At 68.9% G+C, this 21,541-nt stretch carries 13 protein-coding genes; 3 read left to right on the forward strand and 10 right to left on the reverse strand.

Going from position 1 to position 21,541, the window contains the following annotated elements; all coding sequences use genetic code 11:
- Position 1: 1 nt before the first annotated feature.
- Positions 2 to 3,145 carry an efflux RND transporter permease subunit gene (locus M8R19_RS13540; protein WP_249918046.1) on the reverse strand — a complete coding sequence of 1,048 codons (3,144 nt, stop codon included), beginning with the start codon at positions 3,143 to 3,145 and terminating at the stop codon, positions 2 to 4.
- Between the two features lie 15 nt (positions 3,146 to 3,160).
- On the reverse strand, positions 3,161 to 4,309 hold the full coding sequence (gene mexA, locus M8R19_RS13545) for a multidrug efflux RND transporter periplasmic adaptor subunit MexA (protein ID WP_074984233.1): 1,149 nt from the start codon (positions 4,307 to 4,309) through the stop codon (positions 3,161 to 3,163).
- Positions 4,310 to 4,574: 265 nt separating this feature from the next.
- Between mexA and M8R19_RS13550 the strand changes: the two genes are divergently transcribed.
- A complete protein-coding gene (locus tag M8R19_RS13550) occupies positions 4,575 to 5,021 on the forward strand; it encodes a MarR family transcriptional regulator (protein ID WP_074984235.1) in 447 nt (148 codons plus the stop codon).
- Positions 5,022 to 5,063: 42 nt separating this feature from the next.
- Here M8R19_RS13550 and M8R19_RS13555 read toward each other — a convergent pair whose 3' ends face one another.
- From M8R19_RS13555 to M8R19_RS13565, 3 genes are all read right to left on the reverse strand, one after another.
- Positions 5,064 to 5,639 carry a YceI family protein gene (locus M8R19_RS13555; RefSeq protein ID WP_074984255.1) on the reverse strand — a complete coding sequence of 192 codons (576 nt, stop codon included), beginning with the start codon at positions 5,637 to 5,639 and terminating at the stop codon, positions 5,064 to 5,066.
- Positions 5,640 to 5,667: 28 nt separating this feature from the next.
- Positions 5,668 to 6,222, reverse strand: a complete 555-nt coding sequence (locus M8R19_RS13560; protein WP_009615275.1) for a cytochrome b — start codon at positions 6,220 to 6,222, stop codon at positions 5,668 to 5,670.
- 237 nt (positions 6,223 to 6,459) lie between these two features.
- Positions 6,460 to 7,944: a flavin monoamine oxidase family protein gene (locus tag M8R19_RS13565; protein ID WP_074984238.1), complete on the reverse strand. Its 1,485-nt coding sequence runs from the start codon at positions 7,942 to 7,944 to the stop codon at positions 6,460 to 6,462.
- 154 nt (positions 7,945 to 8,098) lie between these two features.
- Here M8R19_RS13565 and M8R19_RS13570 point away from each other — a divergent pair, with 154 nt between their 5' ends.
- Both M8R19_RS13570 and M8R19_RS13575 read left to right on the forward strand, forming a co-directional pair.
- A complete protein-coding gene (locus M8R19_RS13570) occupies positions 8,099 to 9,502 on the forward strand; it encodes an adenosylmethionine--8-amino-7-oxononanoate transaminase (RefSeq protein WP_249918047.1) in 1,404 nt (467 codons plus the stop codon).
- A 110-nt stretch (positions 9,503 to 9,612) separates the two neighbouring features.
- On the forward strand, positions 9,613 to 10,332 hold the full coding sequence (locus M8R19_RS13575) for a 16S rRNA (uracil(1498)-N(3))-methyltransferase (protein ID WP_043269475.1): 720 nt from the start codon (positions 9,613 to 9,615) through the stop codon (positions 10,330 to 10,332).
- A 286-nt stretch (positions 10,333 to 10,618) separates the two neighbouring features.
- Here the strand turns inward: M8R19_RS13575 and M8R19_RS13580 are convergent, their stop codons facing one another.
- The 5 genes from M8R19_RS13580 to M8R19_RS13600 all read right to left on the reverse strand — a co-directional run bounded on the left by M8R19_RS13580 (position 10,619) and on the right by M8R19_RS13600 (position 21,539).
- Positions 10,619 to 11,230: a LysE family translocator gene (locus M8R19_RS13580; RefSeq protein ID WP_249918048.1), complete on the reverse strand. Its 612-nt coding sequence runs from the start codon at positions 11,228 to 11,230 to the stop codon at positions 10,619 to 10,621.
- 79 nt (positions 11,231 to 11,309) lie between these two features.
- Positions 11,310 to 12,101, reverse strand: coding sequence for an AraC family transcriptional regulator (locus tag M8R19_RS13585; protein WP_249918049.1), 792 nt, complete (start codon positions 12,099 to 12,101; stop codon positions 11,310 to 11,312).
- 9 nt (positions 12,102 to 12,110) lie between these two features.
- The gene (locus tag M8R19_RS13590) at positions 12,111 to 12,623 is read right to left on the reverse strand and encodes a chemotaxis protein CheW (protein WP_058072684.1); all 513 of its coding nucleotides are present in this window, start codon (positions 12,621 to 12,623) and stop codon (positions 12,111 to 12,113) included.
- A complete protein-coding gene (locus M8R19_RS13595; protein WP_249918050.1) occupies positions 12,620 to 13,657 on the reverse strand; it encodes a chemotaxis protein CheB in 1,038 nt (345 codons plus the stop codon). Before M8R19_RS13595 ends, M8R19_RS13590 begins: the two co-directional genes overlap by 4 nt.
- On the reverse strand, positions 13,650 to 21,539 hold the full coding sequence (locus M8R19_RS13600) for an Hpt domain-containing protein (protein WP_249918051.1): 7,890 nt from the start codon (positions 21,537 to 21,539) through the stop codon (positions 13,650 to 13,652). Before M8R19_RS13600 ends, M8R19_RS13595 begins: the two co-directional genes overlap by 8 nt.
- Positions 21,540 to 21,541: the final 2 nt, after the last annotated feature.

The following is a 21,541-nucleotide window of genomic DNA, read 5'->3' on the forward strand; positions in this document are numbered from 1 at the left end:
ATCAATGCCCCTTCTCGGTGGTCGCCTGTTCCTTGGACGCCTTGTCCTTGAACAGGGTGCTGACCACCACGTAGAACAACGGCACCCAGAAGATCGCCAGCACGGTCGCGGTGACCATGCCGCCGATCACGCCGGTACCAATGGCGTGCTGGCTGCCGGAGCCGGCGCCGCTGGAAATCGCCAGCGGCACCACGCCGAGGATGAACGCCAGCGAGGTCATGACGATCGGGCGCAGACGCATGCGGCAGGCCTCGATGGCCGCGTCGACGATGTGCTTGCCCTCGCGCTCGTGCAGTTCCTTGGCGAACTCCACGATGAGGATGGCGTTCTTCGCCGACAGGCCGATGGTGGTGAGCAGGCCGACCTTGAAGAACACGTCGTTGGACAGCCCGCGCATCGAGGTGGCCAGCAGCGCACCGATGATCCCCAGGGGCACCACCAGCATCACCGAGAACGGGATCGACCAGCTCTCGTACAGCGCCGCCAGGCAGAGAAACACCACGATGGCCGAGAGCACGAACAGCGAGGTGGTCTGCGAGCCGGCCAGGCGTTCCTCGTAGGACAGGCCGGTCCAGGAGTAGCCGACGCCCTTGGGCAGTTGCTGGACGATCTCTTCCACCGCCGCCATGGCCTCGCCGGTACTGCGGCCCGGGGCCGGCTCACCGAGGATTTCCATGGCCGGCACGCCGTTGTAGCGCGCCAGCTTCGGCGAGCCGTAGGTCCACTTGCCGGTGGCGAAGGCGGTGAAGGGCACCATCTCGCCGCTGCTGTTGCGCACGTACCACTTGGCCAGGTCTTCCGGGCTCATGCGCGCACCGGGCTCGCCCTGGGCGTACACCTTCTTCACCCGGCCGCGGTCGATGAAGTCGTTGATGTACTTCGAACCCCAGGCGATGGAGATGGTGTTGTTGATGTCCGCCAGCGAAACGCCCAGCGCACTGGCCTTCTCGTCGTCGATCAGCAGTTGGTACTGCGGCTCGTCGTTCAGGCCGTTGGGGCGCACGCGCTGCAGCACGGGGTTCTGCGCGGCGAGCTGGAGGAACTGGTTGCGCGCCTGCATCAGCGCCTCGTGGCCGACGCCCGCCTGGTCCTGCAGGTAGATGTCGAAACCGGTGGCGTTGCCCAGCTCCAGCACCGCCGGCGGGGCGAAGGCGAAGACCATCGCGTCCTTGATGCTGAAGAAGTAGTGCTGGGCGCGCTCGGCCACGGCGAACACGCTATTCTCCGAGCCGGGGCGCTCTTCCCAGGGCTTCATCATGATGAAGGCCATGCCCGAGCTCTGGCCGCGGCCGGCGAAGTTGAAGCCGGTGACGGTGAACACCGAGCTGACCGCCTGGCCTTCCTTGTCCAGCAGGTACTCGCGCATGTGGTCGACCACCTTCTGCGTGCGCTCGGCGGTGGAACCCGGCGGCGTCTGCACCTGGGCGAAGAGCACGCCCTGGTCCTCGTCGGGGAGGAAGGAGGTGGGAATGCGGGTGAACAGCCAGGCCATGCCGATGACGATGACCACGTACAGCAGCAGGTACGGCGAGCGGTGCTTGAGGATCGAGGTCACGCCACGCTCGTAGCCGTGGGTGGTGTCGATGAACTTGCGGTTGAACCAGCCGAAGAAGCCGCGCTTGTGCTCGCCGTGGTCGCCCTTCTCGATGGGCTTGAGCATGGTGGCGCACAGCGCCGGGGTGAGGATCAGCGCCACCAGCACCGACAGGGCCATGGCCGAGACGATGGTGATGGAGAACTGCCGGTAGATCACCCCGGTGGAGCCGCCGAAGAAGGCCATCGGCAGGAACACCGCCGAGAGCACCATGGCGATGCCCACCAGCGCGCCCTGGATCTGGCCCATGGACTTGCGCGCAGCCTCCTTGGGCGGCAGGCCTTCATCGGCCATCACCCGCTCGACGTTCTCCACCACCACGATGGCGTCGTCCACCAATAGGCCGATGGCCAGCACCATGCCGAACATGGTCAGGGTGTTGATCGAGAAGCCGAACGCCGCCAGCACGCCGAAGGTGCCCAGCAGCACCACCGGCACGGCGATGGTCGGGATCAGGGTGGCGCGGAAGTTCTGCAGGAACAGGTACATCACCAGGAACACGAGGAGGATCGCCTCGCCGAGGGTCTTGACCACTTCATGGATGGAAGCGGAGACCACCGGGGTGGTGTCGTACGGGTAGACCACCTTCATGCCCTCGGGCATGAACTCCTGCAGGCGGCCGATGGTGGCGCGGATCGCCTTGGCGGTGTCCAGCGCGTTGGCGCCGGTGGCCAGCTTGATGGCGATACCCGAGGCCGGCTTGCCGTTGAACTGCGCGTTGATGCTGTAGTCCTGGCCGCCGAGCGCCACCCGGGCGACGTCCTTCAGGCGCACCTGGGAGCCGTCGGTGTTGACCTTGAGCAGGATGTCGCCGAACTGCTCGGCGGTCTGCAGGCGGGTCTTGCCGATGATGGTCGCGTTGAGCTGCTGCCCCGGCAACGCGGGCAGGCCGCCCAGCTGGCCGGAGGAGATCTGCACGTTCTGCGCCTGCACCGCGGTGACGATGTCGTTGGGCGTCAGCTGGTAGCTGTTGAGCTTGGCCGGGTCCAGCCAGATGCGCATGGCGTACTGCGAACCGAACACCTGGAAGTCGCCCACGCCCGCGGTCCGCGACAGCGGGTCCTGGATGTTGGAGACGATGTAGTTCGACAGGTCTTCCTTGGTCATGCTGCCGTCTTCGGAGACGATGCCGACGACCATCAGGAAGTTCTTCACCGCCTTGGTCACGCGGATGCCCTGCTGCTGCACTTCCTGCGGCAACAGCGGCGTGGCCAGCTGCAGCTTGTTCTGCACCTGGACCTGGGCGATGTCCGGGCTGGTGCCCTGATCGAAGGTCACGGTGATGGTCATGCTGCCGTCGGAGTTGCTCTCCGAGGAGATGTAGCGCAGATGGTCGAGACCGTTCATCTGCTGCTCGATCACCTGGACCACCGTGTCCTGCACGGTTTCCGCGGAAGCGCCCGGGTAGCTGACCTGGATGGCGATCGCCGGCGGGGCGATGGCCGGGTACTGGTTCACCGGCAGCGAGAGGATCGACAACCCGCCCGCCAGCATGATCACCAGGGCTATAACCCAGGCGAAGATAGGCCGGTCAATGAAAAACTTCGACATTGCGAAACCCCTTGGTTAACCCTGGCTGTCCGAGGCGGCGGGCTTGCCGGCCTCCGGCGCGGGGGCGACGTTCTTCGCCGGCACGGCCTTGGCCTTGGCGCCGGGCTGGACGTACTGCAGGCCTTCGGTGATCAGGCGGTCGCCGGGCTTCAGGCCCTCGGTGACCAGCCAGTAGGCCCCCACGGTGCGGTCGGTCTTGATGTTGCGCAGCTCGACCTTGTCGTCGGCGCCCAGCACCAGGGCGGTGGGCTGGCCGCGCAGGTCGCGGGTCACGCCCTGCTGGGGCGCGAGGATGGCCTTGTCCTTCACCCCTTCCTGCAGCACGGCATGCACGAACATGCCCGGCAGCAATTCATGCTTGGGGTTGGGGAACACCGCGCGGACGGTCACCGAGCCGGTGCCCTGGTCCACCGAGACCTCGGAGAACTCCAGCTTGCCTTCCAGCGGATAGGCCGAACCGTCCTCGAGGAACAGCTTGACCTTGGCCGCGTTGTCGCCGGCCTTCTGCAGGTTGCCGGCGGCCAGCTCGCGGCGCAGGCGCAGCAGCGAGGTGGAGGGCTGGGTGACGTCGACGTAGATGGGGTCGAGCTGCTGCACGGTGGCCATGGCGGTGGCCTGGCCGTTGGTCACCAGCGCGCCCTCGGTCACCGCCGAACGGCCGATGCGCCCGGAGATGGGCGACAGCACCTTGGTGTAGCGCAGGTTGATCTGCGCCTGGTCGACGGAGGCCTTGGCCTGCAGCGCGGCGGCCTGGGCATCGGCGTACTGCTGCTTGCTCACCGCCTCGTCGGCCACCAGCAGCTTGTAGCGCTCGGCCTGCTGCTGGGTGGACATCAGGTTGGCCTTGGCGCTCTGGTAGGTGGCTTCGTAGGTGGCCGGGTCGATCTGGTACAGCTGCTGGCCTTCCTTGACGTCGCTGCCTTCCTTGAACAGGCGCTTGAGAATGATGCCGTTGACCTGCGGCCGCACTTCGGCCACCCGGAACGCCGTGGTGCGGCCGGGCAGCTCGGTGCTCAGCGGCACCGTCTGGGCCTGCAGGGTCACCACACCGACCTCGGGGGTCTGCGCCTGCTGCGGGGCCTCGTTCTTGCCGCAACCGGCAAGGGTAGCCATGGCGACGAGCAGGGCCGGAACCAGGGCGCGCTTGGCTGGCGTTCGTTGCATATCGTTGTCCTCGTAAGCGAAAGCATCCGGCACCACGGCGGCAGCCGGGCCGGAAAGGCTGGCAAAATACTTACATTCAGGTTTGTTTGTAAACGACCGAAAGCCTTGTCGGTAACCAACTGAAACGTTTTAGCCCATGGCGGGTGCTTCAGACGATTCCCGTTCGGCGTGAGCGGCTTGTCATAAAGTTGATAGCGTCAACTAAAATAAGGAAAATGAATCGGCCGATCAATCGGCTTTACATTCCGTTTACCCCGTCCAGGCCATGACCCGTCCCGTGAATCCCGACCTGCCACAGAACCTGATGGCGCTCTTCGAGCATCTGCGCAACCAGCTGCAGATGGGCCTGCTCGCCCAGGGCATCGACCTGGCGCCGCCGGACATCCGCCTGCTGGAGCTGATCGCCGAGGCCGAGGGCCTCATCAACCTGCAGGACGTCGGCCGGCAGATGTGCCGCGACAAGGCGCTGATCACCCGCAAGGTCCGCGAGATGGAGAGCCGCGGCCTGGTCCGCCGCGAGCGCAACCCGGGGGACCAGCGCAGCTTCCAGCTGTTCCTCACCGAGGCCGGCAAGGTCGTCCATGCCCAGGCCCAGGCGATTCTCGCATGCACCCATGACAGGCTCTTTGCACCGCTGGATGCCGAGGAGCAGCGCTGCATGGCACACCTGCTACAACGCTGCCTGGACGCCCAGGAAGAGCTGCCGCAGTAACGAAAACGCCGGCTTGCGCCGGCGTTTCGCTGCAACCGCGTCTTATTGACGCACACCCTCCACCGACAGCGTCAGCTCGACTTCCTGGGAAGCCGGGCCGAGGTCGCGCTGGATGTTGAAGTCCTTCAGCTTCAGGGTGGTGGTGCCGAGGAAGCCGGCGCGGTAGCCGCCCCACGGGTCGTCGCCCTGGCCGATCAGCTCGGCCTTGAGGGTGACCGGCTTGGTCACGCCGTTGAGGGTCAGGTTGCCGGTGATCTCGGCGTTCTTGCCGTCGGCCTTGACGCCGGTGGACTCGAAGGTCGCGGTGGGGTTCTTCGAGACGTTGAGGAAGTCGCCGCTGCGCAGGTGCTTGTCACGTTCGGCGTGGTTGGTGTTCACGCTGTTGGTGTTGATGGTGACCTTGACCTTGTCGGCGGCCGGGTTCTTCTCGTCGAAGGTGAAGGCGCCGTCGAAGTCGTCGAAGCGGCCGTACAGCCAGCTGTAGCCCAGGTGCTTGATGCGGAACTCGATGAAGGCGTGCTGGCCTTCCTTGTCGATCTTGTAGTCGGCGGCCATGGCCTGGCCGGCGCTGAACAGGGCGGTACCCAGGGCCAGGGCGGCGAAGGTCTTCTTCAGCATGGTGATCTCCATATGGTGCTAGGTGGGGTCAATCCGTGGAACGGCCGAGCATGCGCGTGAGTGTCGCATCGCGGTCGAGGAAATGGTGTTTGAGCGCCGCCAGGGCGTGCAGTACGGCGAAGACCACCAGGGCCCAGGCCAGGTACAGGTGGATGGCGCCGGCGGTGTCGGCCTGCTCGGGCAGCCCGCTCAAGGTCGCCGGCACGTCGAACCAGCCGAACACGCTGATGGGTTTGCCCTCGGCGGTGGAAATCAGGTAACCGGCGACTATCACCGCGATCAGCAGCCCGTACAGCGCCAGGTGGCCGAGCTTGCTGGCCTTGCGCGTCAGCGCGCCATGGTTGGCCGGGGCCGGCGGCGGCGGGCTGAGGAAGCGCCAGGCGATGCGCACGATCAGGGCGATGGCCAGCAGGATGCCGATGCTCTTGTGGATTTCCGGGGCGCGGTGATACCAGGTGTCATAGTAGTCCAGCTCGCGCATCCACAGGCCCAGGCCGAACAGGCCGAAGACCACCAGGGCGCTGCCCCAGTGCAGGAAGAGACTGACCAGACCGTAACGGGAGGGCGAATTACGCCATTGCATCGAAAGGTTTCCTGATAAAGCCGGAGCATCAAGACTAGCGGCAAAACGATCGGATAAAAGTGGAAATTACTGCTTTGAAACATCGATTCACAAGATAGCTTCGCTGGCTAACGACCATTCCAGAGCCTTCTGTGCCTCTTTCGAGATAACACCCCGGGCGCGGGAATTATTCGCCGCCAAAGAAAAAGGGGCGCTGGAAGGCGCCCCTTTTTCACAGGCAGTGGCGGGAACCGCGGCTCAGAACATGTCGGTGAACCAGGAGAACGCGCCCTTCTTCTTGCCCTCGCCCGCGGCCGGCGCCGCCGGCGCTTCGCTGGCCTTGGCCGGCGCGGGGATGCTGACGCTCTTGCCGTCGGCCAGGTCGCGCAGTTGCGCGGCGGCGCGCTTGCCGCTGCGCAGGGCGCCCTCGATGGTGCCCGGGTAGAGCGCGTCGGTGTGCTCGCCGGCGAAGGCGACGCGCGGCAGCGGCTGTTCCCAGGCGCGCCAGAAGCGGCTGATCTGCCCCGGGCCGTAGGCCAGGTAGGAGCCGCCGGTGCTGACGTCGGTGCTGTAGCGGCGCATTTCATAGCCGGAATAGGCGCCGCGCATCTTCGGGTAGTACTTGTTCATGCGGATCAGCACCTGGTCGACCATCTGCCGGTCGCCGAAGGCCTGCAGCACGCGGGCGTTGTCGCCGGAGAGGTTGATCAGCACGTTGGCGCCACCCTTGAGCGCGGGCTCGACCCAGATCATGCCCAGGCCCTGGTCGCTGTAGATCTCGCCGGACAGGCGCGACTTGTCGTCCCACACCGGGCGCTTGAACTTCAGCAGAATCTGGTCGCGCCAGCCGTAGTTGGTGTTCTTCAGCGCTTCCTGCTGCCTGGCGTTGAGCCCCGGGGTCAGTTGGATCTGGGCCAGGGCGCGCAGCGGCACGGCGAGCACCACGTAGTCGGCGCTGTAGCCGGTGGTGCCGGCCTTGACGGTGACGCCGTCCTTGTCCTGCACGATGGCGCTGACGCGGGCGTTGGTCTTGATGGTCTTCAACTGCTTGACGAAGGCCTGGGCCAGCACCTGGCTACCGCCCGGCAGGCGCGCGGCGCGCAGGTCGCGGTCGTCGACGTTGCGGTACACCCGGCCCTGCTGGGCGAGGTACAACAGCGACAGGCGCGAGGGCTCGTCGTAGTGCGAGCGGATGCGCTGGTTGACCAGCAGGCGCGCGGTCGGCGACAGATTCAGCTTGTCCAGCCAGCGGGCGACGTTGAGCTGGTCGAGGGCGAACAGGGTCTTGTTGGCCAGCGGGTCGAGCGGGTCGTCGATGGACGCCGAGAGATCGTTCAGCGACTTCTCGAAGCGCTCCAGGTCGGCGGCCACGGCGGGCATCTTCTGCTTCAGGTCGGCGGAGCTGTAGTAGACGCCGTCGATCAGGTAGCTGGGGGTACGCACGAATTCCGGCGCCGGCACCGCTTTCAGCTTGAGGGTGTCCAGGTAGCCGTTGAGGGTCGGCTGGGCCTTGGCGTTGCCCAGCCATTCGCTGGTGGCCAGGCCCGAGCGCCCGCCGATCTGCGGCTTGGCCTCCAGCAGGGTGACCTGCCAGCCCGACTGCTGCAGTTCATAGGCGGCGCTGAGGCCCGCCAGCCCGCCGCCGACCACGATCGCGGTCGGCTGTTTGTCCTTGCCCAACGCGAACGCGCTGAACGCTGCCAGCGCCAGCAGCGAGGCCGCGCGCAGCCATCGAATCTTCATCGTGCATCCCCCAACATGGTGCGAAGGCGCGCAGCATACGCCAGCGCCCAGTGGCCGGCCAGATGCCACCCTCTGCCGTGTGTCGCGGCGCGCGCCTTGTCCGTCCATGTCCCATTGCATAGGCTTGCCCGACGACTTCAAGAGGAGACCTTCCATGGGCCTGAACGCCGAGTGGATGCAGCGCGACCTGGAGGTGCTCTGGCACCCCTGCACCCAGATGAAAGACCACGAGCGCCTGCCGGTCATCCCCATCCGCCGCGGCAAGGGCGTGTGGCTGGAGGACTTCGAGGGCAAGCGCTACCTGGACGCGGTCAGCTCCTGGTGGGTGAACGTCTTCGGCCACGCCAACCCGCGCATCAACCAGCGCATCAAGGACCAGGTCGACCAGCTGGAGCACGTGATCCTCGCCGGCTTCACCCATGCGCCGGTGGTCGAGCTGTCCGAGCGCCTGGCACGCCTCACGCCCGAGGGCCTGTCGCGGGTGTTCTACGCCGACAACGGCTCCTCGGGCATCGAGGTGGCGCTGAAGATGAGCTACCACTACTGGCAGAACTGCGGCCAGCCGGCGAAGAAGCGCTTCGTCACCCTGACCAACAGCTACCACGGCGAGACCGTGGCGGCGATGTCGGTTGGCGACGTGGCACTGTTCACCGAGACCTACAAGTCGCTGCTGCTGGACACCCTCAAGGTGCCCAGCCCGGACTGCTACCTGCGCGCCGAGGGCGAGAGCTGGGAGGCCCATTCGCGGGCCATGTTCGAGCACATGGAGCGCACCCTGGAGCAGCACCACCGGGAGGTCGCCGCGGTCATCGTCGAACCGCTGATCCAGGGCGCCGGCGGCATGCGCATGTACCACCCGGTGTACCTGAAGCTGCTGCGCGAAGCCTGCGACCGCTACGGCGTGCACCTGATCCACGACGAGATCGCCGTCGGCTTCGGCCGCACCGGCACGATGTTCGCCTGCGAGCAGGCCGGCATCACCCCGGACTTCCTGGTGCTGTCCAAGGCGCTGACCGGCGGCTACCTGCCGATGGCCGCGGTGCTGACCACCGACAAGGTCTACCAGGCCTTCTACGACGACTACGCCACCCTGCGCGCCTTCCTGCATTCGCACACCTACACCGGCAACCCGCTGGCCTGCACCGCGGCCCTGGCGACCCTCGACATCTTCGAGCAGGACAACGTGATCGAGGCCAACAAGGCCCTGGCCGCGCGCATGGCCTCGGCTACCGCGCACCTGGCCGACCATCCCCACGTGGCCGAAGTCCGCCAGACCGGCATGGCCCTGGCCATCGAGATGGTCCAGGACAAGACCAGCCGCGCGGCCTACCCCTGGCAGGAACGCCGCGGCCTGAAGGTCTACCAGCACGCCCTGGAACGCGGCGCCATGCTGCGCCCGCTGGGCAACGTGGTGTACTTCCTGCCGCCCTACGTGATCACCCCGGAGGAAATCGACTTCCTCGCCGAAGTGGCCAGCGAAGGCATCGACATCGCCTGCCGGGACTCGGTGAGCGTGGCGGTCAGCGGGTTGTATCCGGATCATCGGGATCCGGGCTAGCGGCTGAGAGCCGAGAAGAGCGCTGGAGGCTGAAGGCTGGACGAAATGCAAAGCGGGCTGCACCATGCCGCTCTTCGTTCAGCCTCCAGCCTTCAGCGGCTTTGTTTCCTATGCGCCTTTCCCGCTTCTTCATCGACGCCCCCCTCTCCCTCGGCCAGCACGAGCTGCCCGAGGCCCAGGCCCACTACATCGGCCGCGTGCTGCGGCATGCCGCTGGCGATGCCGTGCAGCTGTTCGACGGTTCCGGCCAGGAATTCCTCGGCGAACTGGTGGAAGTAGGCAAGAAGAACGTGCGCGTGGAGCTGCGCGAAAGCTTCGCCGGCCTGGCCGAGTCGCCGCTGCGCCTGCACCTGGGCCAGGGCCTGTCGCGCGGCGAGCGCATGGACTGGGCGATCCAGAAGGCCACCGAACTGGGCGCCGCGCGGATCACCCCGATCGTCAGCGAACGCTGCGAAGTGCGCCTGAAGGACGAACGCGCCGACAAGCGCACCGCCCACTGGCGCCAGATCGCCATCAGCGCCTGTGAGCAATGCGGCCGCTCGGTGCTGCCGCAGATAGACGCCCCCGTCAGCCTCGCCGAATGGCTGCAGGCCACCGAAGCGGACCTCAAGCTGGTCCTGCACCCGGTGGCCGAGCCCCTGGCCAGCCACGCCCGCCCGGGCAGCCTGGCCTTCCTCATCGGCCCGGAAGGCGGCCTGAGCGACGCCGAGGTGGAACAGGCCAGGGCCGCCGGCTTCCACGCCGCCCGCCTGGGCCCGCGGGTGCTGCGCACCGAGACCGCGCCGGTAGTGGCACTGAGCGTGGCGCAGCAGCTGTGGGGCGATTTCTGAGGTAGCCGCCGGAACCCTCGGCTATCGCGGACAAGGTCCTGCGACCGTGCCTCCCCGGCCCCATCGTGGCGGGCCATGCCCGCGGTTCGCGCGCAGGGCGCGCTCCCACAGGGGAACACCGTGGCTGGCGCAGCGTAGGAGCGGACTCCGTCCGCGATATCCCGGAACCGGCCGTCGGCCGGATCGCGGATGAATCCGCGCCTACAGGTGGGTTCGAAGCCCCCTAGGATGGGTTGAGCGAAGCGATACCCATCGCCGTAGCGATTGGCGCGCCAGACGCGTGTCCTCAAAGCCCGCGCAGAGCCAGGCCGGCCAGGCCGAGCAGCAGCAGGCCGCAGCCGGCGTAGCTGACGCGGTGCCAGAACAGCGAGGTGTTGCGCCGCAGCCAGTCCACCAGGCCGGCGCAGAGGAAGCACCAGATCAGCGACGAGAGCATGAAGCCGGCGAAGAACACCAGCGACTGCGACTGGCTCGGGGCGCCTTCGACGATGCCGGCCAGGGCGCTGCCCAGCGCGCCCCAGTAGACCACGTTCTTCGGGTTGGACAGCGAGATGGCCGCCCCGGAGGCGAAGGCGTTGCCGGCGCTGGTGGCCGCCTCCAGGTCGTCCAGCGGCGGGCGCCAGGCGTCGCGCAGGCCCTGGATGCCGAGCCAGGCCAGGTAGCCGGCGCAGGCCAGGGTCAGCGGCACGCGCACCTGCTCGTGGGCCAGCAGCAGGGCCAGGCCGGTCAGCCCGAGCAAGGCCCAGACCGCATCGCCGATCAACGAACCGAGCTGCACCAGCAGCGCCGGACGGAAACCGCCGGTCAGGCCACGGCGCAGGGTTTCGCTGAACACCGCCCCCGGCGAGATGTTGAAGGCGAAGCCGAACAGCAGGGCAGCAAGGAAGATGGCGAGCATGGGGCGGAACTCCGGAAAGCGGGAATGCGCCCATTCTCGCCAGGCGGCGGCGGAAAAACTTGAACCGGATTGCGCCGCTTCAGCCGCGCAGCGTGCGCTGGTAGCGGCCGGGGCTGATGCCGTAGGCGCTGCGGAAGTGGCGGGTCAGGTGGCTCTGGTCGGCGAAGCCCAGGGCATGGGCGGCATCGCCCACGGCGACGCCTGCCCGCAGCAGCGCCAGCGCGCGCCGGGTGCGCAGTTGCATGGCCCACTGCCGCGGGCTCATCCCGGTGTGCTGCTTGAAGGCCCGCAGCAGGTGGAACCTGGAGACCTGCACCTGCTGCGCCATGGCCTCCAGGCTCAGCGGCTCGGCGAGGTTGGCGGCGAGCAGTTCCTGCAGGCGCTCCACTGGACGCCGGCCAAGGGCTGCCGTGGCCGGAGGGCGGGTGCCCGCGTGTCGCGCCAGTTCGGCCAGCGCCAGAGTCAGGCACTCCTCGCCGCGTTCGCGCAGGAAGGTGTCGCCGGAAAGGGCCAGTTCCACCGCACGGGCCAGTTCCACCGCCAGCTGCGGATGCGCCAGCAGCGGCCGCTCGAAAGCCAGGCGCTGCAGGCCCAGGCTCTCGGCCAGCACGCTTTCCGCCAGGTAGAGGCTGACGAAGCGCCAGGGCTGGCCGTCGGCGGCGCCGCCACCCTGGATCTGCCCCGGGTTGTAGAGAGTGATGTCGCCGGCGCCGGCCTGGAAGCTGCGGCCGTCCAGCCAGATGTCCTCGCTGCCGCAGAGGTTGGCGCTGATGACGAATTCGTCGTGGCTGTGCTTGTCGAAGCGGTGCCCGCTCAGCGCCGCGCTGGCCACTTCGCAGCCATCGCCCAGCCAAGCGTGACGCAGCGCCATGGCCGGGGCTCAGATCAGCCCGGCGTCGGCGAGCTTCTGCTCCAGCGCCACCAGGTCGGGGATGCGCACCAGATCGTCGCCGACGCTCACCGCCGCCAGTTCCAGCGGCGCCAGTTCGGCCTCGGCGCGGGGCAGCTCGGGACCAACCTTGAGCGAACGCGGGATGCCCTGGGCCAGCAACGCCAGGAACTTCACGTGGGGCCGGCCGCCCAGGGCGTTGAGGACGATGACCCGCGCCCCCGGGCCGACCTGGGCCGCGCCGCCGGAGGCCGCCTCGAAGGACAGCAACGGCAGGCGCAGGTCGCGCCAGGCCACCTGGCCCAGGTACCAGGCCGGCAGGCCCGGCTGCGCCTGGGGCGCGCGGTAGGCGATCAGTTCGGCCACGGCCACGTTGGGCAGCAGCAGGGTACGGTCGGCCAGGGGCACCAGCAGCCCGGTCAGGCTGGCGGGTGCCTCGTCGGCGCCGAGATTGGCCGGGGTGCCGTTCACAGGGGCTTCCTGCGGCAGGGAAAGATCACTCATGACTCCACTCCAGTGGCCGCACACTGCGCGGCCAGGTGTTCGACCAGCGCCGCGGCGAGCTCGCGCGGATCGGCCGAGAAGGTACTGTAGCCGCCCTCGCGCAGGCTGTCGGGCATGCTCGAGCAGGCGCAGCCGTCCGCGCGCTGCGTCCAGATCTCGGCGCCCTGGCGGCGCACATAGGCGGCCGCGGCGCTGCCGTCGCTGCACATGCCGCTGAAGACTATCACCCCGCAGCGGCTGCCGAACTGCTGGGCGAGGTTGAGCATCATCTGGTCGATGGACGGGCTGTAGGGCTCCGGCCAGGCCCGCTGACCCAGGCGCATGCGGCCATCCTCGGCGAAGCCCAGCTCGTGCTGCACCGGCACCACCACCACTTCGCCACAGCGCAGCCAGTCGGCGTCGCGGGCGAGGTTGACGCGCCACTGGCTATGCCGCCCCACCGCCTGCGGCAGGCTCTGCTCGAACGACGGGGCGATGTGCTGGGCATAGAGGAAGGCCAGCGGCAGGCCGCCCGGCAGCGCATCGAGGAACGCCTTGACCGCCGCCGGGCCGCCCAGGGAGGCGGCCAGCAGCCAGACCTGGCGCGCCGGTTCGCCCACTTGCAGCGGCGAGGCAGCCAGGCCGTCGGGCAAGGCGATGCGGTTGGGCCGCTGGGCCTCGCTCAGCAGCGCCTCCAGGCTCTGGCCGACACTGGCGCTGGGGTCGCCCACCAGGCGCCGCAGCTTGCCCACCAGGCGCCGCTCCCAGCGCGGATAGTGCTCGGAAAGCCGCTCGGGGGCATGGCCCTCGCCGAACAGCACCGGCACCTGGGCCTGCTCCAGCAGGTTGTCGAGCAGCGGCGTGTCTTCCTGCTGGGCCAGGTCGACCAGCCACAGGTCGGTCTCGCAGGCGGCCAGCTGGGCCTCGTCCAGGCGCCCGGGGTCGGCGTTGAGCACCACCTGGTAGCCATGCCCGACCAGGGCCTGCTGCAGCACGTGGCGCTGCAGCGAGGTGTCGGCGATGATCGCGATCCTTGCGCCGCTCTGCTCAGGCATGGACGGTCACCAGCGCCTGGATGCTGTCGAGCAGCTCGGACTCCTGATAGGGCTTGCCCAGGTAGCGGTTGACGCCGATGGCCAGGGCCCGCTCGCGGTGCTTCTCGCCGGTGCGCGAGGTGATCATGATGATCGGCAGGTCCTTCAGGCGTTCGTCGTGGCGCACCAGGGTGGCCACCTCGAAGCCGTCCATGCGCGGCATCTCGATGTCCAGCAGCATGATGTCGGGCTTGTGTTCCTGCAGTTGGGCGATGGCATCCACCCCGTCCTTGGCGGTCAGCACGTTCATGCCGTTGCGCTCCAGCAGGCGGCTGGTGACCTTGCGCACGGTGACCGAGTCGTCCACCACCATGACCAGGGTCGGGCGCTGCTGTTCGCTGTCCGCCTGCGGCGCATTGGGCAGCGCGCGGCGCGGCTGGGCGTGCAGGGCGAGGCTGGCCAGGCGGGCGCGGATGGTCGCCAGCAGGTCGAGGATCACCACCACGCGGCCGTCGCCGAGGATGGTCGCCCCGGAGATGCCGCTGACCCCGGCGAACTGCGCGCCCAGGCTCTTCACCACGATCTCGCGGGAGCCGGCCAGGGCATCCACCTGCACCGCCACCGCGTGTTCCGCGGAGCGCACCAGGATCACCGGCAGCGGCAGCGACTGGCCCACCAGCTTGGGCTGCTGGCCGTTGTTCAGCAGGTCGCCCAGGTATTTCAGCTCGTAGTCCTGCCCGGCGTATTCGAAGTGCGGCGCATGGCCCTGCCTGCCGCCCTCCTCGTAGAGGGCCTCCAGCTCGTAGGGCGAAACGCGGACGATGCCCTCGATGGTGTTCAGCGGCACGGCGTACAGGTCCTCGCCGGAAAGCACCATGAGCGCGCGGTTCACCGACACGGTGAAGGGCAGGCGGATGGCGAAGCGCGTACCCTTGCCCGGCTCCGACTGGATGCTCATGGAACCGCCGAGCTGCTTGACCTCGGCGTTGACCACATCCAGGCCGACGCCGCGCCCGGAAATCTGCGTGAGCTTCTCGGCGGTGCTGAAGCCGGCCTCGAGGATGAACTGCAGCACCTCGTGGTCGGAAAGCTCGGCGTCGGCCGCCATCAGGCCGCGTTCGACAGCCTTGCGGCGCACCGCGTCGAGGCGGATGCCGCCGCCGTCGTCGGCCAGGCTGAGGAGGATGTCGCCGCCCTCGCGGCCCAGTTCCAGGCGGATGCTGCCGGCCTCCGGCTTGCCGGCAGCGCGGCGCGCATCGGCGGATTCGATGCCGTGGTCGACGGCGTTGCGCAGCATGTGCTCCAGGGGCGCGACTATGCGCTCCAGCACGGTACGGTCCATTTCCCCTTCGGCGTTGCCGACGATGAACTCCACCTGCTTGCCCAGCTCGCCGGCGACCTGCCGGACGATGCGCCGCAGGCGCGGCACCAGGCGGTCGAAGGGCACCATGCGGGTGCGCATCAGGCCTTCCTGCAGCTCGGTGTTGACGCGCGCCTGCTGCAGCAACAGGGTCTCGGCGTCGCGGTTCTTCGCGGCCAGGGTTTCCTTGAGGTCGAACAGGTCGGAGGCGGACTCGAACAGCGCGCGGGACAGCTGCTGCAGCTGCGAGTAGCGGTCCATCTCCAGCGGGTCGAAGTCTTCGTAGCCGGCCCGCTCCGCATCGGCCTGGTGGCGCGAGAGGATCTGCGCCTGGGTCTCGGTGTCGAGGCGGCGCAACTGGTCGCGCACCCGCTCGATGGTGGCGTCCATCTCCGTCAGGGTGGAGCCGACGTCGCTCACCTGCTGCTCGACGCGGCCCCGGAAGATGGAGGTTTCACCGGCCAGGTTGACCAGGTTCTCCAGCAGCGGCGCCGGGACCTTCACCAGTTCCTGCGGGGCGCGCCGCGCGGCGGCCTGCTGTGCGGCCTCCTGGGCGCGCTGGACGAAGGGCAGCACCTTGGGCGCTTCGCTGCGCTGCGGCTCGGCGACGGCCATGATGGCGCCGGCGGCCAGGACCGGCAGCGGCTCGACCGGCTCCGGCTCGCTGGCGGGCGGCGGCGTGACGGCCGCGGCGCTTTCGGCGGCGGCATCGGCCTCGCCGACCTGCTGGCGCAGGTGGTCCACTTCGTTCTGCAGGCCGTCGAAGCCGGACTGCACGTCGAGCAGCAGGCTGTCCGGCCAGGGCGCGCCCTGGCGCTGGGCTTCGGTGAGGTGTTCCTCGAGGTCGTGGGCGAGGTCGCCGAGGGCGTTCTGCCCGGCCAGCCGCGCACCGCCCTTGAGGGTGTGGAGGATGCGCAGCAGCTCGTCGAGGGCGCCGTGGTCGCCATCGGCGTCCCAGCGGCCCAGGGCGTGCTCCATGCCTTCGAGCAGGTCGTCGGCCTCTTCCAGGAAGATGTCGATGATGTCCGCCGCCGGCTCGTCGCCGGCCAGCAGCGACGGCACCAGCGGCTGCAGGCTGACGCTGCTGGGCATGCTCAGCTGTTCGTCGGGGTTGGCGCGGAAGTCGCGGATCGCCGCGATCAGCGACTCGCCCTCGGGAACCGGCTGCCGGCCCTGCACCGCCTCAAGCATTTCCGCCAGGCGGTCGTGGCAGCGCTGGAGCAGGGCGAAGAGCCCGTCGCTGGCGCGCAGGCGCCCGCCGCAGAGGCCTTCGTAGAGGTATTCCAGCTCGTGGGCGAGGTCGCCGATGGGGCGGATCTCGGCCATGCGCGCGCCGCCCTTGAGGGTATGCAGGTCACGCTGCAGGGCTTCGAGCTCGACGCCGTTGTCGACGTTGCCCATCCAGCGCTGCAGCGCACCGGCTGCGCTTTCCAGGATGTCGAAGCCTTCTTCGAGGAAGATGTCCACCAGTTCCTGGTCGTGCACTTCCAATGGCTCGAACGCCGGCGCAGGCGCGGGCTCGACGTCGTCGGTCTGCTCCAGGGCCTGGGCGCTCGGGTCGCTTTCCGCCTCATGGAGGAAGGTGGCGAGGTCGATCTCTTCCAACACCGGATCGACCGCCTCGGGTGCCGTGCTTTCGCTCTCCGGCTCGGGCTCAGGCTCGGATTCGGCCTCGCTCTCGTCGACGATCGGCAGCGGCGGCTCGTCCGGCAGCGGCGCGGCTTCGGCTTCGGCTTCGGCTTCGGCTTCGGCTTCGGCTTCGGCTTCGGCTTCGGCTTCGGCTTCAGGCTGCTGCTCGGCCGGCGCGGCGGTCAAGGCCGACTCGGGGTTCTGGCGGAAGGCGCGGATACGTTGGATCAGGGCGTCCGGATCGGTCAGCGGCTGCCCGGCCTGCAGCTGGTCGAGCTGCTGCGCCAGGCAGTCGTGGCAGGCCTGGAGCAGCCCGACAAGGCCCGGGTTGGCCTGGAAGCGGCCATCGAGCAGGCCCTCGTAGAGCGATTCCAGTTCATGGGAGAGGTCACCGATCTCGCGGATCTCGGCCATGCGCGCGCCACCCTTGAGGGTGTGCAGGTCGCGCTGCAGGGTGGACAGCGGGGCCGGCACGTCCGGGGCCTGGGCCCACTGCGTCAGGGCCTGGCCGGCGCTGTCGAGGATGTCCACGGCCTCTTCGAGGAAGATCGCCACCATTTCCTCGTCCAGCGTCTGCGCGGGGACGGCCGCGCGAACGTTCTCCGGCTCGACCGGCGTGGGCTCCTGCGCCTCGGCGGGCGGCGCCGCCGGCCATTTCAGGCCTTCGGGCAGGTCTTCCGGCGCGGTGGGGCGGTCGAGCAGCAGCTCTTCGTCCTCCAGCGGGAAGTCGTCGGCGGTGAGCTGGTCGAGGTCGATGAAATCGCTCTCGCCGTCGGCCTCCGCCTGCACCGGCTCGGGTGCCTCATCGGCCTCCACGGCGGGCGCCTGGAGCAGGCGCTGCAGGGCCTCGACCTGTTGCGGGCAGGCGCTGACCTGCAACGCCGCGGCCACCTGGTCCATCATGCCGATCAGCGCCTCGTGGGCATCTTCGGCGGCGCCGAAGAAGTCGTCGCTCACCGCCAGCCGGCCCTGTTGCACCGCGCCGTAGACGGCCAGCAGCGCCTCGCAGAGTTCGGCCATCTGCGGCAGCTCAGCGTGCTGCGCGCCCTTGGCCAGTGTCGCCAGCTCCTCGTGCAGGGCGCCCAGTTCCTGGCCTTCATGGGGATGTTCGCGCCAGCGGCCGAGCAGGTCCTCGGCGTCCAGCAGGATGTTCATGCCCTCGGCGAGGAACAGGCTGAGCATCTGCGGATCGCCGCCACTCTCGCCGCTTTCGCCGCGACGCTTGGCCTCCGCGGCCTCCAGGCGCTCCTGCTGGACCTGGGCGATGCGCTGCAGCAACTCGTCGCCGCCGTCGATGTGCGCCAGCGGACGGCCGGCGTCCAGTTGTTGCAGACCCACCCTGAGCAGGCGCTCGGCCTCGCGCAGCAGCTCGGCCTCGCGCAGGTCGACCTGCAGCAGGTTGGTCTTGAACTCCTTCACCAGCCGCTCCAGCGGCGTGGCGATTTCCGCGATCGGCAGGATGCCGGCCATGTGCGCGCTGCCCTTGAGGGTATGCAGGGCACGCTGCAGGTCGTCGGTGACCGGCTGGGGCAGCTCGCGGTCACAGTCGGCGAGGAAGCCGCCGAGGGTTTCCAGGTGGGTCTCGGCCTCGTTGCGGAAGATTTCCAGCAGCTGCGGGTCGAGGCCTTCGTCCAGGGCCGCGGCTTCGACCGCCGGCTCCAGTGCCACTTCTTCGATCGCCGGTGTTTCCCCGCCTTCCGGCGGCGGCACCGGTTCGCCCTTGGCCAGGGCGTGGGCGGTGGCGGCGAGTTGGTCGACGTCGTCGCGCTGACGCTGCGCGCTGGCGGCGAACTCGTCCACCAGCGACGGCATCAGGGCCACCACGTCGCCGATCACCTGCAGCACCGGCGCGCTGGCCGCGATGCTGCGGTCGAGCACGCGGTTGAGCAGGTTCTCGATGGACCAGGCCAGTTCGCCGACCACCAGCGCCCGGACCATGCGCCCGCTGCCCTTGAGGGTGTGGAAGGCGCGGCGGATCTCGGTCAGCGCTTCGCGATCGTCGACGTCGGCCTGCCAGCGCGGCAGGTATTCGTTGATGGTTTCCAGGACCTCGCCGGCCTCTTCGATGAAGACCTCGCGCAGCTCCTCGTCCACCGGTTCCTCGTCGGCCGGCGGCGGCAGCAGGCTGGGCGGCACCTCGCGGGCCGGCGGGTTGATCGCCTGGGCCGGGGTGGCCATCACCTCGGCCAGGGACAGAGGCTTCGCCTCCTCCGGCTCGGCCTCGGGCTCGATCGGCGGTGACGGCAGCTCGACCTCGGGCAGGTCCAGCGCGGCCATGTCCAGGTCTTCCCAGGCCTGGTCCGCGGCGCTGGGCTGCTCGCTGGCCGGAGCCTCGTCGAGGTCCAGGGCCGCTAGCTCGGGCAGCTCTTCCAGAGATGACTCAGGCGCATCGAACGGGGCATCCAGCTCCAGCGCGGACAGTTCGTCGCTCGCCGGCGGCTCGTCGGCGAGGGGTTCCAGGCTCCACTCGCCCAGGCCCGGTGCGCTATCACCGGGTTGCGGCGCGTCGAACGCCAGGTCCCATTCGAGTTCGCTGGCCGGCGCCGACGGAGTGGCTTCCGGCTCGGCACCGGCATCCAGTGACGGCAGGTCCTCCAGGCTCCACGAGGTGTCGGAGGTGGAGGGGGTTTCTTCGTCCAGCGTCCACTGGATTTCGCCTTCCGCGGCTGCGGGGCTCGCGGCGGCATCCAGGGCCGGCAGGTCGTCGAGGGTCCAGGAATCGCCTGCGGCCGCCAGGCCCGGGGCTGCGGGCGCCACTTCGGAGCCGGGCAGCGGCTCCAGGCTGTCCAGGGACAGGCTCTCGTCCAGCGACCAGCTCGGCTCCACCGGATCGGCGGGCGATTCCAGCGGCGCGTCCAGGCTGAAGTCGACGCCGGCATCGTCGAGCGCCGGTGTCTCGGGCTCGGCCAGGGTCCAGTTGTCGTCGGAGACCAGCAACGGCGCCTCGACGTCTTCGCGGATCGGCGCCGCTTCCTCGGTGGCCGGCAGGTCCCAGGCCAGCTCGTCGCCGGGCTGGGCGAGATCGCCGGCATTGGCCGGTTCCCAGCCGGGCTCGGCGGCGAAGGCCTGGGCGGCCTCGGGCACTATGTCGTCCGGCGCCTGCAGCTCGTCGACGACGCCCTGTTCCGCCAGCACGTCGGCGGCGGCGCTGGTCGCCAGCAGGTCGATTTCCGCCAACGCCTCGTCCGCCGGGGCGTCGGGCGTCGGCATGTCGAGGATGGAAGGCCGCGGCTTGAGCGGATAGCCCAACTGCTCCAGGCTCTCCTCGGCGACGTCGAGGATCAGCTCGCCGGAGCTGCCCTGGTCCTCGGAGAGGCGTTCGAGGTAGTACTCGACGCCGGTGATGGCGTCGGCCAGGGTGTCCAGGCTGTGCCAGTCCGGCACCGCCTGGCGCGCCAGCAGCTGTTCCTGGATGTAGCGGTTGCAGGCCTCCAGCAGCCGGGCCGCACGCCCCTGGTCGATCATTTCCAGGCCGCCGCGGACCTGGGTCAGCAGTTCCGGCACCCGCGCCAGGTGCTCGTGGTTCCACTGCGAGGCGATGAACTCGATAATGGCGTCCTTGGCCAGCTCCAGGCCGTTGCGCGCCTCCTTGATCACCACCTGGTGGATCTGCGCCACGTCGGTGGTCGGCAGGCGGCTCTCCTCGTCGCCGTGTTCCTCGCTGGGCCCGGCCATGCCGGCCAGGGTGGCCTCGACGTAGAGCAGCGCGCCGGCGACGTCCATCAGGGTGGCGTCGCTGGGCTCGCGGCGCCCGTCGGCCAGGGCGCCGACCACTTCGAGCTGGTCGAGGATCACCCGGCGTGGCTGGCCGAAGCCGAGCACCGCCAGGGTGTCGGCGATCTGCTTGAGCGGCGTCACCAGGGCCTGGAGGTCCGCCACCGCGGAGCGGTCGCTGCGCACGAAGAGGTCGAGGCTGTCCTTGACCCGCACCAGTTCCTCGCACAGGGCGCCGACCACCGAGCGCATGGCGTCGCGGTCCGGACCGGCCAGGCGGGCGCGTTCCTCGTCCACCACGGCGGCGCCGGGCAGCGCCTCGTCGAGGCGGTACTCGTCCTTGACCTCGCGCACCTTGGGCGACTGGTCGGACGCCTTGGCCACATAGAACAGCAGGTTCTTCACCAACTCGTCGGGCGCCGCCTGGTTCATCCCGTCGGCGCCCTCCTCGACCAGGCGCTTGAACTCGCGGTCGACCTGGCGCAGCAGGTTGCGCACCGTGGTGCCATTGGCGATGCTGCCGTTGGCCAGGCCCTCGACCATGGCCGAGGCGATGGTCCACAGGCGGCCCAGCGGGGCCTCCTTGCACAGCGATTCGAGGCGGGCGAAGACCCGCGCCATGTAGCCCAGGTTGGTCGGCAGGTCCTGGTTGCGGATCACCCCGACCAGCGCCACCTGCAGCATCTGCCGCAGCTTGCGCAGCAGCGTCGGCAGCTCGGAGGTGCGCAGGCGCGCCAGGGCGTCGAGGGGCAGCAGCGGCTTGCCGCCGGACAGGTCGGGGGCGAACAGGCTGGTTTCCGAGAGCAGTTTCTCGCCGCGGGCGGCGCGCAGGTCGTTGAGCAGCGGCAGCACCACCATCGGCAGGTCGCGGCGCGCGCTCTGGATACGGTCCAGGTACACCGGCAGCTGCAGGATGGCCTGCATCAGCACTTCCAGGGCCTCGCCCTGGCTGGGCACGCGCTGGTCGATCAGCGCCTGGGTGAGCTGCTCCATTTCCTCGGCGAGCAGGGCGGCGCCATAGAACTCCACCATCTGCAGGGTGCCCCGCACCTGGTGGACGTGGGCCAGGCAGAAACCCATGCGCGTGGGGTCCTGCGGATTCTCGACGAACGCCTCCAGGGCCTGCCGCGCCTGCTTGAGGGTTTCGGCGATCTCGCCTTTCACCCATTCCAGGGCGACATAATCGTGCCGATCACCCATAG

This window comes from Pseudomonas sp. R3.Fl, from assembly GCF_023516765.1.
Taxonomy (GTDB): domain Bacteria; phylum Pseudomonadota; class Gammaproteobacteria; order Pseudomonadales; family Pseudomonadaceae; genus Pseudomonas; species Pseudomonas citronellolis.

Bases quoted from the DNA above. Each gene is read 5' to 3' on its own strand.
- M8R19_RS13540 (WP_249918046.1), bottom strand. From the start codon at position 3,145: ATGTCGAAGTTTTTCATTGACCGGCCTATCTTCGCCTGGGTTATAGCC.
- mexA (WP_074984233.1), bottom strand. From the start codon at position 4,309: ATGCAACGAACGCCAGCCAAGCGCGCCCTGGTTCCGGCCCTGCTCGTC.
- M8R19_RS13550 (WP_074984235.1), top strand. From the start codon at position 4,575: ATGACCCGTCCCGTGAATCCCGACCTGCCACAGAACCTGATGGCGCTC.
- M8R19_RS13555 (WP_074984255.1), bottom strand. From the start codon at position 5,639: ATGCTGAAGAAGACCTTCGCCGCCCTGGCCCTGGGTACCGCCCTGTTC.
- M8R19_RS13560 (WP_009615275.1), bottom strand. From the start codon at position 6,222: ATGCAATGGCGTAATTCGCCCTCCCGTTACGGTCTGGTCAGTCTCTTC.
- M8R19_RS13565 (WP_074984238.1), bottom strand. From the start codon at position 7,944: ATGAAGATTCGATGGCTGCGCGCGGCCTCGCTGCTGGCGCTGGCAGCG.
- M8R19_RS13570 (WP_249918047.1), top strand. From the start codon at position 8,099: ATGGGCCTGAACGCCGAGTGGATGCAGCGCGACCTGGAGGTGCTCTGG.
- M8R19_RS13575 (WP_043269475.1), top strand. From the start codon at position 9,613: ATGCGCCTTTCCCGCTTCTTCATCGACGCCCCCCTCTCCCTCGGCCAG.
- M8R19_RS13580 (WP_249918048.1), bottom strand. From the start codon at position 11,230: ATGCTCGCCATCTTCCTTGCTGCCCTGCTGTTCGGCTTCGCCTTCAAC.
- M8R19_RS13585 (WP_249918049.1), bottom strand. From the start codon at position 12,101: ATGGCGCTGCGTCACGCTTGGCTGGGCGATGGCTGCGAAGTGGCCAGC.
- M8R19_RS13590 (WP_058072684.1), bottom strand. From the start codon at position 12,623: ATGAGTGATCTTTCCCTGCCGCAGGAAGCCCCTGTGAACGGCACCCCG.
- M8R19_RS13595 (WP_249918050.1), bottom strand. From the start codon at position 13,657: ATGCCTGAGCAGAGCGGCGCAAGGATCGCGATCATCGCCGACACCTCG.
- M8R19_RS13600 (WP_249918051.1), bottom strand. From the start codon at position 21,539: ATGGGTGATCGGCACGATTATGTCGCCCTGGAATGGGTGAAAGGCGAG.